8 protein-coding genes are annotated in these 12661 nt (G+C 45.3%); 7 read left to right on the top strand and 1 reads right to left on the bottom strand.

The window, feature by feature from the left end; all coding sequences use genetic code 11:
* Nucleotides 1-109 precede the first annotated feature (109 nt).
* Nucleotides 110-958: a helix-turn-helix transcriptional regulator gene (locus tag GCWU000182_RS08625; RefSeq protein ID WP_023392439.1), complete on the bottom strand. Its 849-nt coding sequence runs from the start codon at nucleotides 956-958 to the stop codon at nucleotides 110-112.
* A gap of 198 nt (nucleotides 959-1156) precedes the next feature.
* Here GCWU000182_RS08625 and GCWU000182_RS08620 point away from each other — a divergent pair, with 198 nt between their 5' ends.
* The 7 genes from GCWU000182_RS08620 to GCWU000182_RS08585 all read left to right on the top strand — a co-directional run bounded on the left by GCWU000182_RS08620 (nucleotide 1157) and on the right by GCWU000182_RS08585 (nucleotide 12661).
* The gene (locus GCWU000182_RS08620; RefSeq protein WP_023392438.1) at nucleotides 1157-2437 is read left to right on the top strand and encodes an ABC transporter substrate-binding protein; all 1281 of its coding nucleotides are present in this window, start codon (nucleotides 1157-1159) and stop codon (nucleotides 2435-2437) included.
* Between the two features lie 67 nt (nucleotides 2438-2504).
* On the top strand, nucleotides 2505-3392 hold the full coding sequence (locus tag GCWU000182_RS08615; protein ID WP_023392437.1) for a carbohydrate ABC transporter permease: 888 nt from the start codon (nucleotides 2505-2507) through the stop codon (nucleotides 3390-3392).
* The gene (locus GCWU000182_RS08610) at nucleotides 3379-4203 is read left to right on the top strand and encodes a carbohydrate ABC transporter permease (protein WP_023392436.1); all 825 of its coding nucleotides are present in this window, start codon (nucleotides 3379-3381) and stop codon (nucleotides 4201-4203) included. The genes GCWU000182_RS08615 and GCWU000182_RS08610 overlap by 14 nt, the downstream gene beginning before the upstream one ends.
* A gap of 17 nt (nucleotides 4204-4220) precedes the next feature.
* The gene (locus GCWU000182_RS08605) at nucleotides 4221-7244 is read left to right on the top strand and encodes a glycoside hydrolase family 2 TIM barrel-domain containing protein (RefSeq protein ID WP_023392435.1); all 3024 of its coding nucleotides are present in this window, start codon (nucleotides 4221-4223) and stop codon (nucleotides 7242-7244) included.
* Nucleotides 7245-8021: 777 nt separating this feature from the next.
* Nucleotides 8022-8804 (top strand): hypothetical protein, encoded by a 783-nt coding sequence (locus GCWU000182_RS08595; RefSeq protein ID WP_035364849.1) that lies wholly within the window; start codon nucleotides 8022-8024, stop codon nucleotides 8802-8804.
* 49 nt (nucleotides 8805-8853) lie between these two features.
* Nucleotides 8854-9948 (top strand): AbiH family protein, encoded by a 1095-nt coding sequence (locus GCWU000182_RS08590; protein WP_035364845.1) that lies wholly within the window; start codon nucleotides 8854-8856, stop codon nucleotides 9946-9948.
* A 661-nt stretch (nucleotides 9949-10609) separates the two neighbouring features.
* Nucleotides 10610-12661: a BglG family transcription antiterminator gene (locus tag GCWU000182_RS08585; protein ID WP_023392431.1), complete on the top strand. Its 2052-nt coding sequence runs from the start codon at nucleotides 10610-10612 to the stop codon at nucleotides 12659-12661.

Here is a 12661-nt window from a genome sequence, read left to right as displayed (position 1 = left end):
GAAAAAGGCAATAAAAAGGCCAAAACTTAGTTAGCTAGTGGTCCACTCTCGAAAGTGGACCACTAGCTCAGCCAGAAGCCACCGACAAATCACCAAACTAGCCCAACCTTCATCCTTTCCCCATATAATCTGGTTCGCCGGCGCAGTCGCGGTAGTCGCTGGGGCTGAGGCCGAAGGTTTTTTTGAAGATTTTGGAGAAGACTAGCTGATCAGAGTAGCCTACGCTAGCGGCAATGGTCTTAATAGAGTCTTGGCTTTCAACTAGGAGTTGCCTAGCTTGACGCAGGCGAGTCTCCATCAGGAATTGCTTAGGTGACTGGCGATAGTGTTGTCGAAAGAGACGGAAGAGGGCGCTGCGACTCATACCGATATACTGGGCAATAGACTCAACTGTTATGGGGCGAGCATAGTTGGCGTAGATGTAGGCGGCGGCTACCTCTGCGGGCGAAGAGTTACTTTGCTGGCGGGGGGCTGACAGGCTGACTAGCTCTAGGTGGGCGTGGTAGAGGAAGTCGAAGATCTTCATCATTTGCCAATAGAAGGTATTAGCATCCTGAGTCTGGGACAGGTTAAAGTGGCAGATATCTTGAATGATGGCCTGGCACTGCCCCTCATCCTGGAACTGAATACAGTGGGCATCAGCCAACTGGGTAAATTGCAGGAATTCTTCCAAACGTTGGCCACTAAAGCCAATCCAGTAGTTGCGCCAGGGTTCCTTGCCATCGGCATAGTATTTGACTTGCTGACCGCGTCTGAGAATGAATCCCTGATTGGCAGTCAGAGGGTAACAGTGGTTGTCGACTTCTAGGCTGCCTTTACCTGAGGCAATCCAGTGAATAATGTAGGGTTGATAGACGGTGTATTGGTAGACCTGATAGGGTTCGAACTGTTGGATGCCACACTCGTCAAACTGCAGATCCGTCAGTCCATAGTCGAAATGTTGCCATAATTGTCGCATAGGTATCGCCTCCTTACTTCTAGTATAGCAGAGACATGTTGCAACAAAATGACATAGAGTTTAACGCTTTCACTATATCTTGTAAACCCAAAAGACTATACACTGTAAATATAAAGCGTTACCATTTCAGGTGCCTGGTTGACCAGACTCGAGGTGTGTCGGCTAAGGCGCCCAATTATTGAGGAGGATTAACGAAAGATGAAGAAGTTTACACGTATCATGATGACCTTGACGGTGCTTTTGACAACTTTTACCACGTTTCTAGTCGCTCCACGCCATACCGCACATGCTTCGGATGAGGTATCGGTCTGGGCCTGGGACCCTAAGTTCAACATTAAGGCCCTAGAAATCGCCCAAGAACTCTATCAGAAAGACCACCCAGATTTCAAGCTCAATATCGTTGAGAATGCACAAGACGATATTGTGCAGAAGTTGAATACAGCCCTCAGCTCTGGGGTGACCGATGGCTTACCACAAATCGTCCTGATTGAAGACTACCGGGCTAAGAGCTTCCTAGCTGCTTACCCAGATAGCTTCTTCCCGCTCTCTGATTTCTTCAAGGCAGAAGACTTCGCACCATATAAGGTGGCAGCTACTTCTATTGGGGATACCCACTATGCGGTGCCTTTTGATACTGGGGTGACTGGCCTCTATGTCCGCAAGGACCTCTTAGAACAGTCTGGCCACAAGGTGGAAGAACTGCAAAACATCACTTGGGACCAACTCCAAAAGATTGGTCAAGATATCTACGATAAGACAGGGACCAAACTCCTTTCCGTTGACTTCAAAGACCTAGGCCTAGTCCGGGCCATGATTAATGCTAGTGGTAGCTGGTATACGACGGAAGATGGCAAGGCACCTAACCTCAAGGACAATGAAGCCCTTAAGGAAGCCTTCCGTACCCTCAAATCCATGAATGATGCGGGCTTACTTAATGTCCACAATGACTGGAGCCAAATGCTGCAAGCCTTCAACAAAGGAACCGTTGCGACTGTGCCACAAGGTAACTGGATTACACCATCTGTGACAGCTGAAGCTAGCCAATCTGGCCAATGGGTGGTAGTGCCTTGGCCTCGCCAAAATGTGTCGGGCTCAGTCAATGCCTCTAACTTAGGTGGTTCTTCTTTCTATGTCCTCAATGTCAAGGGCAAGGAAGCAGCTGCTGATTTCCTAGGCAAGACCTTCGGCTCTAGCGAAGAATTCTACCGCCGTATTATGAAGGAAGTCGGTGCCCTAGGGACCTATCAACCACTCCTTAAGACGGATGCCTACGACCAAGCGGTACCATACTTCGGTAATCAGAAGATTTATAAGGACTTCGCTGAATGGTCTACTAAGATTCCTGCCGTTAACTACGGGGAACATACTTACGCTATGGAAAGTATTGTTGTTGATGCCTTCAACCAATACCTCAATGGTGCAGACCTAGACCAAGTGCTGACTGAAGCCCAACAACAAGCAGAGAATCAAATTCAATAATGACATCCAGAGGCAACAAGGCATCCCTACAGACTTGTTGCCTCTTCTATTTAAGGAGGTAGGTAGGATGTTCAAACTCAATCACTTCGCCCGAACCAAGATTCTGGGTTGGTGCTTTATCGTAGTACCCACCCTCTTGATTGGCCTCTTTTACTTCTATCCTATGGTACAGACCTTCCTCTTGTCCCTATCGGCAGGGAAGGGGAACCAACTCAAATTCGTCGGTTTAGCCAACTATCAACGCTTACTCAGTGACCCGGTCTTCTTGACGGCCCTCGGTAACACACTGATTTTTCTGGTTTTCCAAGTGCCACTCATGGTCATTCTGGCCATCTTCTTCTCGGTCTTGCTCAATCAGAAAACACTCAAATGGCGGGGCGTTTTCCGGACCCTCGTCTTCTTGCCCTGTGTCACCTCCCTGGTTGCCTATTCCCTGATCTTCAAGTATTTGTTCGGGAATGAGGGTATTGTCAATCAGCTCCTGGTGAATTTACATATTGTCAGTGAACCCATTATGTGGCTATCTCATCCGGTCTGGGCCAAGGTCCTGGTCATTATTGCCATTACTTGGCGTTGGACTGGCTATAATATGATCTTCTTCCTGGCTGCCCTGCAAAATATCGACCCGCAAATTTATGAAGCAGCGGATGTTGATGGGGCCTCCAAATGGCGGACCTTCTTCAGCGTGACCGTTCCCCTCTTAAGACCGGTCATTCTCTTCACTTCGATTACCTCCACCATCGGGACCCTGCAACTCTTCGACGAACCTATGAACTTGACCAAGGGTGGGCCAGGGAATGCCACCCTGACCATCTCCCAGTATATCTACAATATTAGCTTCAAGTTCACACCCGACTTCGGTTATGCGGCCGCTGTCTCCTATGCCATTGTCTTTCTGGTGGTTATCTTCTCAATTATTCAGCTAAAGGTGGGGAATCAACATGAAAAGAACTAAACATCTTGGGTCTTACCTCTTCTTGGGGCTAGCCTCCATCATCTTTGCTTTCCCCTTCTACTTCCTCTTGGTCAGTGCGACCAATACCAGTTTAGATGTTACTAACGGTCGGCTCCTGCCGGGTAATGCCTTGTGGCAGAATCTGACTAATTTATTCAGCCAGACCCAGATGCGGGGCGCCTTAATTAACTCTGCTATTGTGGCCCTCTGGCAGACAGTCCTAGCCCTCTTAGTAGGGTCAGTAGCGGGCTATGGCTTTGAAGTCTATCGCTCACGGGCTAAGGACATTGTCTTTAACATCCTCTTGATCTCCATGATGCTGCCATTTGCGGCCATCATTATCCCGCTCTTCCGCTTCTTCAGCCAACTGTCTTCGGTTAGTTCGGCCATTGGGATTAACTCCTATGCCTCCGTTTATCTGCCTTTTGTGGCGACTGCCTTCCTCATCTTCTACTTCAGACAGAATACCAAGATGTTCTCCAAGGAATTGCTAGAAGCAGGGCGGATTGACGGCTTATCTGAGCTAGGCTGCTTCGTCCGAATCTTCATGCCGACCATGAAGAACACCTACGCCGCGGCTGGGATTATTGTCTTCATGTCTAGCTGGAACAACTATCTCTGGCCCTTGATTGTCTTGCAGACGCCTGACAAACAGACCGTGCCCCTCTTAATTTCCAACTTAGGGTCCTCTTATTCGCCAGATTTCGGTCTCATGATGACGGCGATTAGTATTGCGACCCTGCCAACCATTGCGATTTTCTTCATCCTACAACGTCACTTCGTTGCAGGTATGTTAGGTTCTGTCAAATAAGGGAAAGGAGCTCAAGCATGTTAATCCATCCATATTTTGAAGACCCTCAATTAGTCAGTGTGGGAGCCCTAGACCAACGGGCTTATACCATTCCTTATGCTAGTTTGGACCAGGCTAAGCAGGCCAGCAATCGACGGGAGTCTACCTCTTATCTTGACCTGAATGGCATCTGGAACTTTAAGTATTTCCCTAATGTGCGGACGATTGAGGCCCCTTATTGGGAGCAAGCTCAAGGCCTGGACTGGGACCAAATTCCGGTGCCCAGCTGTTGGCAAATGCAGGGCTACGATCAGATTCAATACTCCAACACAGAATTCCCGATTCCCTATGATCCACCCTATGTGCCTTATGACAATCCGGCGGGGCTCTATCAACGTCAGCTAGACTTAGCAGATTGGACTCAAGCGACTACTTATGAACTAGTCTTTGAAGGGGTAGACTCGGCTTTCTATGTCTGGGTCAATGGCCATTTTGCGGGCTATGATCAAATATCCCATTCGACTTCTATCTTCGATATCAGCGACTATCTGGTAGCCGGCAGCAATCGACTAAGCGTCTTAGTGCTTAAGTGGTCTGACGGGACCTATCTAGAAGACCAGGATAAGTTCCGTAATAGTGGGATTTTCCGCGATGTCTACCTACTTAAGCGGCATCAGGCCCGTATGCTAGATTTCAGCCTCACGACTCAGCTATCCCCTGATAGTCAGACTGGCTACTTAGGCTTGTCTGTCGCGGCCACAGCGGGCTTGGCGCAAGGTCACTATGAGCTCTATGCCCCTGATGGAGGCTTAGTGGGTGAGGGGAGTCTGCCCCTAGGACAGCAAGACTGGCAAATCGAAATTCCAAACCCTCAGATCTGGTCCTCAGAGGCACCACATCTCTACAGCCTTTACTGGCAGGTCGGGGAGGAGTACTACTGCCACCAGGTAGGGATTCGTCAGCTAGCTATCCAAGACAATTGTCTCTATATCAATCATCAGCCAGTTAAGCTCTTGGGTGTCAACCATCATGACTCTTGGCCGGATACAGGGGCAACTGTGACCCTGGAACGTCAACGTCAAGACTTGCTTCTTATGAAGAGCCTGAACTTTAATGCTGTGCGGACAGCACACTATCCTAAGTCACCAGAATTCTATGAGCTCTGTGACCAGCTTGGTTTCTATGTCATTAGCGAGACGGACTTAGAGTGTCATGGGGTCGTGGATCTCTATGGCATGGGCGGGAACGACAACTATAACCTACTAGCCTACGATGAACGCTTCAAGCAGGCCTGTCTCGCGCGCATGATAGCCAATGTTCGAGCCCTTAAGAACTTCAGCTCCATTATTATGTGGTCGGCCGGGAATGAGTCCGGCTATGGCCCTAACATTGAAGCCATGTTGAAGGCTGCCAGACAGGAAGATCCAAGCCGGCCGCTCCACTATGAAGCCTACTGGTATCACAAGCCTGATGTCACCTATGACACCCAGTATCTGGATGTTTGGAGCCGTATGTATCCTAGCGTCGAAGAAATAGAGGCCACCTATTTCCATGAAGGGGGCGCCTATGCGCCACTGGACCGGCCTTTTATCCTCTGTGAATATGCGCATGCCATGGGGAATGGGCCAGGCGATTTGGCTCATTACTATGACTGTATGATGCGCCATCCTGAATTTATTGGGGCCTTTGTCTGGGAGTGGGCGGACCACGCCATCGAACTCCAAGGCGTGACTAATCAAGATGCTTGGAACCAAGGTCTACCAGTTTACCGTTATGGTGGGGATCACGGTGAGTACCCTCATGCGGGTAACTTCTGTATGGATGGCCTAATGTATCCGGATCGTCGGCCACATACCGGGGCCCTGGAATACGCTCAAATCCATCGGCCAGTTCGTTTGGTAGATAGTGATCTAGAGAGAGGGTGTCTGACCTTCTGCCATCACTACCACTTCACCAAGCTAGAAGATCAGGTCTGCTTGGAGATGACCCCTTATGATGTAGCCGGGCAACCCCTAGTAGGGGTGAGGGTCACTGACTGGCAGGCTGAGCCAGGCCAAGAAGCGACTGTCTTCCTGCCTAAGGACTGGGACTTGACCCAAGTGTCCCACATTCGCCTACGTTATTTGCGCCAAGGAGACGACGTCTGCTTGGGCCAAGACCAAGTGCGGGTGCGGGATATTGAATGGCCACAGGCTAAGTCGCTTGGTCACGAGCCTGAGACACCTTGGCTGACCGAGACCCTTACGGATTTCACCATGCATTGGCGGAATCAGGCAGTGACCTTCAGTAAGGGCAATGCCGCCCCAAGCTCATGGCAGGCTGGCCAAGAAGAAATCTTGGCGGGCCCGGGTGACTGGACCATCTGGCGGGCGCCAACGGATAATGACCGCGTGATTGTGGCAGAATGGCGCCAGGCCAACTATGACCACAGCCAGGTTCGGGTGCATAGCCTAAGAGCTGAGACCCTCCATCATCAAGTCTGCCTGCACTTTGAAGCCGTTATTGCCGGAGTTGGTCGTCAGCCAGCCCTTAGTTTCCAAGGGCATTGGTGCTTAGATCAAGATGGTCGCCTGAAGTTGAGCCTGGAAGGGCAGCGACCTAAGGAAATGGTGGAATTGCCACGCTTTGGCTTAGTCCTACCGATGGTGGAGGCAGACCGGGTTTCCTATATTGGTTATGGACCTTATGAGAATTATGTGGACAAGCATCACAGTAGCTATTGGGGCTACTTCGAGCAGTCTGCTCAAGACTTATACGAGCCTTATGTCACTCCGCAAGAGAATGGCGCCCACCAAGTGACCAAGCTAGAAGTCCAACAAGGATCGTTAGAACTGAGTGTGGCTTCGTCTCATTCCCTATCCTTCAACCTCTCGCCATATTCAACACGCCAACTAAGTCAGGCGCGCCATCGAGACGAACTAGTGGAAGAGGACGTCTATTACCTCCATTTAGATTATAGACAGGCAGGCATCGGCTCCAACTCATGTGGTCCGCGCCTCTTGCCAGAACACCGCTTTGATGAATCAAGCTTTAAACTAGATTGGACTTTTGAGTTAAGATAAAGAAGATAGGCAACCACCCGTATAGCGCGGGTGGTTTTTTGGTGTAAAAAGGGGCGCCACGTCGTGTTGGAAGGCAGCCATGTCGCGTTGGGAGTCCAATGCGACGTGGCTCGGCTAGGAAGCGAGTATTTTGAGTCAAAAAGGGCGAAAAAGCGTGAGCCACGTCGTATTGGGAGGTAGCGATGTCGCGTTGGGAGTCCAACACGACGTGGCTTAACTAGGAAGCAAGTAATTTGAGGCAAAGAGAGAGGAAAAGCGAGAGCCACGTCGTATTGGGAGGTAGCGATGTCGCGTTGGGGGTCCAATGCGACGTGGCTAGACAAGGAAGCGGACATTTTGTGGTAAAAAGAGAAGAAAGGCGAGAGCCACGTCGTATTGGAAGGTAGTGATGTCGCGTTGGAGGTCCAACAGGACGTGGCACGGCAAAAAAGTGGGGGATTTGAGTCAAAAAGAGCGAAAAAGCGAGAGCCACGTCGTATTGGGAGGTAGCGATGTCGCGTTGGAGGTCCAACACGGCGTGGCTCAGAATGTAAGCTGGGTTTAAGCTGAAAAAGGTGAGGAAGAAACCCCAAAGTCGCGAATAGCGTGCTTTTTGGCGCATATAGGTGCAAGAAGGAGGCAAATCACTAAAATAGATAAACTATTGTTTAAAAATAATACTGTGCCATTATTGGAGAAGACCGAAGGCAAGAGTATAATGGAGTTAGTGGATTAATGCACAGGTTGGCGGTAACTTATGCAACCCCAAAATACCAAGAGAATGTTAGGAGTTTAAGTATGAAGTTTGGTTTACGAACACCAAGTTTAAAAAAACGCCTCTCGGCCCGAACAAGTGGCGCGATGAAGCGAAAAATTAAAAGAGCTTTGATTCCCGGCTATGGGCGTAGGGGGAGAGGGTGGCTTACCAACCCTCGGAAAGCACTGTATAACAAAATCTATCGTAAAACGACAGTTGGCTGCCTTTTACCTTTCCTGATTAGCGCTAGCCTAGTAATTGGGGGCACGTCTTTTATTGCTGCAGCACCATCATCAGTGACCATAGAGGAACGAAGTAAACAGTGGATAGATGAGCATCTAAAGGATCGAACACTCTCAGAATTTACGCAAGACTTAATTAAGCTTGAAGACGAGAAGCTCAAGGAAGTAATCTTATTTGGGCACAAAAAAGGAACGCAATTGAAAGATGACTTCGATATCATTGGACGTGATGTAACAATCAAAGGGAAAGTGGTTGACATAGCGCGTCCACCTCAAAAACAGATGGATGGCAAGTACTTTGGCACCTATCTTGTCTATCTAGGAGATAAGCCAATTGAAGATTTTCAGATTATTGAAGACTTCAGTAGTACGCGTAAAGATATGTCAAAAGAAGATTTCTTTCTAGGTAAATATCCAGAGGAGAAGATTCAATTGGTACTTGTAGAGATAAAATCTAACCAGGAGCTTGAGAAGTGGACAAATGTAGAAGGTGTAGGGAATTTGAAGAACTATGTGCTTAAAGTTAAAGCAGATGGAACAGTGGAGGAGTTTTCAGCACTAATTAATGAGTTAGAGATATAGATTTATATGCAATTCAAGGATTTCAAATTTCAAAATTAGGGGAATGATAATGGGAAAAGAAGTAGTTTGTCTTATAGGTAATGGATTTGATTTAGCTCTGGGTCTCAGAACATCATATACGGATTTTCGAAACTTCATAAAGGTTAAGTATGGGAGTGAAATGTCTAAAAATCTGCTTTATAAAGCTCTCGAAGAGCATACGAAGAACAATTGGAGTGATTTAGAGAAAAAACTAGGGGAAATATTCAAGAAATCTACATGGGAAGGGATTTTTAAAAGCTCTGATTCTATTATAAACGGAGAGGAATTACAGTTTTTAATCAATGAATCAAGGGAAAATCTTATTGATGACTTAATGGAGCATCTCGAACAAGAAAAACAGATATTCGATAGAATTCAGATTGATGACGAAATAAAAAGAGATATGGGTGAAGGGATTAAACGCTTTTTTTCTCCAGTGATTGATAAAGATCAAGTTGTTTTAAAAAAACATCAGAATACAGATGGAGAATACTTATATTTTCATACTATAAGTTTTAATTATACGGATTTTTTCTTTTCTCTACTTCAAACAACAAACGTTGATGAATTAGGACTTGGAATAAGCTTCAATATATACTCTCCTCTACATCCGCATGGGAATGCTAAAATTAGTACTACAATTGGAGTGAATGATGAGACTCAGTTATTAGGTTATAAAGAAGGTGAAAGTGTTTTGGAGGAAGAGACTGCTAAATATCTGATTAAACCCAGAAAAACAGAGTATGGACAAGATAGTCAATATGAGGATGCTCTAGAACGAATCTCCATGGCTGATATAATCATAATATATGGGATGTCTTTCGGTGAGACGGACAAAGTTTGGTGGGAGGCGATTGAAAAGAGACTTTTAGAATATAAAAACTCAATCGCGATTGTTTTTAGCTATCAAACACTTCGAAGAAGGCATGATAGCCAGGTAGAGAATGTCCGGAAAGAGGTCATAAGTAAACTATGTAGTAGCTCAGAAAACATTGTTTCTATAGGGAATCGAATTATTGTTGAATGTAGTAAGGACTTATTTTCCCATATAAAGAGTAAAACGGAGGAAGTACGTAAGCAAGTCGACGAAGAGCAAGTAATGGAAGAAGAGGATACTATTTGAGACTTCGTCTTTAGATGTTTTATCGATAGTAAATAAACTACTCGCAAAATTTAGATTGTTTGTCCATGTTGGGGGAGTTTATTTTGTGAACATAAGTTAAGATTCGCTCTGCCACAAACTCTTCAATAAATACAAAAAATAGCCGTCCCCACTTTGACACGCGGGACGGCTATTTCTAGTCAAAACCGCATCACCGTCTTATACGGCTCTGCATGGGAGTCGAGGGCTAACTCGACTCCTTCTATGTTTATTATACTGTACAGGTTTGGGAGAAGTCAAATTTCTTTCAGGAGGATGGTAGCGGCATTAAGAAGATATGAATGGTGATGCAGGGCTTATTTTAATACACTATTAACATATTTATGTTGCTAACTCAATCTTCCACTGTTAATTATTCAACTTTTAGGTTAAAATTGAGATAAGTCAGATTAATCTCCACTTTCAATGTTTTCGGACCATTACATTGTGCTAGGGATTATCTGGCTTTTTCTGTTTACACACATACAGGGCCTTTTTGGCTTAAAAATAAGCCAAGACACACCCCTAAATGAAAGGGGATACACTGAGCACAATTTGCTGTTCTGTATTAGGCATGAGATTGTGCTCAAAGGCTGTTTAAGGCAAGAGAAAGCCTAAGTATAATAGAAATAGGAGGGAAAACGTGTTTACAAATGAGCTCATAAAGAAATACCAATTTTTCCTGAATTACACTAATTCTTCAATTGGGGAGTTAGAGAATTTGTCCAATAGTAGTAGGAGAACCATCCTTTCAGATATTCTGAAAATCAATGAAGCGCTGAGTCACTTATTACTTCCAACCATAAGAATTGAGAATGACCTAATCAGAGTACCTGCCATTTCAAGCAAAGAGCTACTAGGTCATGTAGATATAAGCAGATCCTATACTTTTCAACATGAACGGCTGGATATGATTGTGCTCTATTTGGTATTGTATCCAGACTACATATCCAACTATCATTTGCAAGACTTGTTACGAATGAGCAAAAACTCAGTGGTAGCTGATTTGAAAGATATTCGGGAATTTCTAAAAAATCAATCAATCTCATTACAATACACGCGTAGTGAGGGCTATTATTTGGAAGGCACAGGAAGTCAGCTAAGGCAATTACTAGAACGCACGATTGAGAAGTTAATGCGTCTAGAGAGTGGACGATTTATCTTAGATTATGTGCTCAAGGAATGTCGCATAGCAACTAAGGACGCAGCCATCTTCTCTCATATCCGAACGCTGAGTGAAAAATATCAGCTTACCTTTATTTTCGAAAACGTGAAAATAGTTTCGCTCGTGATGGCTATTCTGAATGAAATCGAGATTGAAGGCGACTATCAAGTAAAGCAAGAGGACTACCGTAATATTAAGGCAACAGCCCTATTGAAGCTAGTGGAGGAACTTGAAGAAGAATACCCGAAGCTGACTAAAGAAAGAGATTATATTCTATCGAGACTTGCAGGATGCCTACAAGGCAACTTGGATTTAAACCCTGATCCGACTGTAGTGCAAATCATGGACGAAATTATCAAGCAAGTAAAAGCCAATACGGGTCTTGAGTTCCCGATGGGAATTCACTTCAGGAAGAATTTATTTGCCCACTTGTATCCGTCTTATTATCGTCTTTTGTTCAATATTTCTTTGCATAATCCCTTAACCCATCAGATCAAGAGAGAATACCGTTCGCTATACGAATTAATTAGACGCAGTTTAAAACCTCTAGAAGAGATGACGGGCAAACCATTATCTAGCGACGAAATTGCCTACTTCACTATACATTTTGGTGGGTATTTACAAGCCAAAGTCAAGCGTAGAGAAGCGAAGGATTTAAGGGCAATGATCGTCTGTCCCAACGGGGTCAGTACATCATTGATACTGCAATCTGAATTGGAGAAAATCTTTCCAAGGATGGAATTCCAGGCAATCTCAAGGAGTCATTTTAAGACTGTAGATAATATGGAGAGGGATGATGTTCAAGTTATTTTTTCAACCACTCATTTAGAAAGTCAAGACAAGGTCTTCCTAGTTAAACCCTTAATGACTTCTATTGAAAAAATTCTCTTAAAAAGAAGGGTGTATGAATACTTGCACCTGGAAAAAGAGGATGTGGTATCGATAGACGAATTGATGGGGATTGTGGCCAAATATACCACTATCAAGAATGAAGAAGGCTTAAAAAATGAGTTAATCCATTATCTTTTTGCTCAAAACAATCAACAATTATTAGGAGGTGATTCTTTGACTGATCTATTAAAAGAAGAATTGATTCAGCAAGTAGACAGCATGAGTACCTGGCAAGATGCCGTTGGTCTGGCGGCTCAGCCACTGCTTGCCCATGGCTATATTGAAGAATCTTATATTCAGGCCATGATAGCGTCCATTAATGAAACAGGGCCATATATTGTCTTGGCGCCCAAAGTAGCTGTACCTCATGCATCACCTGATGCAGGCGTGCATCAACTAGGCATTAGTTTATTGCAAGTAAAAGAACCTGTCGATTTCTCTGAAGATGATGATGATGACAAGAAGGTTCAATTAATCTTTGTCTTAGCTGCAGTAGATTCAACTGCGCACTTAAGAGCCTTACAAGAGTTGGCCTTAATTTTAGATGATGAAGAGGCAATTGATTCCTTAATTGCAGCTTCTGACCCTAGGGAAATATTGGCTATTATTGAGAAAATCATAGAGGAAGGAGGAGAGTAA

Source organism: Abiotrophia defectiva ATCC 49176, assembly GCF_000160075.2.
Taxonomy (GTDB): Bacteria; Bacillota; Bacilli; order Lactobacillales; family Aerococcaceae; genus Abiotrophia; species Abiotrophia defectiva.
Note: the sequence above shows the minus strand (reverse complement) of the source record. Positions and strands in the feature narration are given on the sequence as shown.

What these genes read in the sequence shown, in the direction of transcription:
- GCWU000182_RS08605 (WP_023392435.1), top strand. Translation starts at nt 4,221, where the DNA reads ATGTTAATCCATCCATATTTTGAAGACCCTCAATTAGTCAGTGTGGGA.
- GCWU000182_RS08595 (WP_035364849.1), top strand. Translation starts at nt 8,022, where the DNA reads ATGAAGTTTGGTTTACGAACACCAAGTTTAAAAAAACGCCTCTCGGCC.
- GCWU000182_RS08625 (WP_023392439.1), bottom strand. Translation starts at nt 958, where the DNA reads ATGCGACAATTATGGCAACATTTCGACTATGGACTGACGGATCTGCAG.
- GCWU000182_RS08620 (WP_023392438.1), top strand. Translation starts at nt 1,157, where the DNA reads ATGAAGAAGTTTACACGTATCATGATGACCTTGACGGTGCTTTTGACA.
- GCWU000182_RS08590 (WP_035364845.1), top strand. Translation starts at nt 8,854, where the DNA reads ATGGGAAAAGAAGTAGTTTGTCTTATAGGTAATGGATTTGATTTAGCT.
- GCWU000182_RS08610 (WP_023392436.1), top strand. Translation starts at nt 3,379, where the DNA reads ATGAAAAGAACTAAACATCTTGGGTCTTACCTCTTCTTGGGGCTAGCC.
- GCWU000182_RS08615 (WP_023392437.1), top strand. Translation starts at nt 2,505, where the DNA reads ATGTTCAAACTCAATCACTTCGCCCGAACCAAGATTCTGGGTTGGTGC.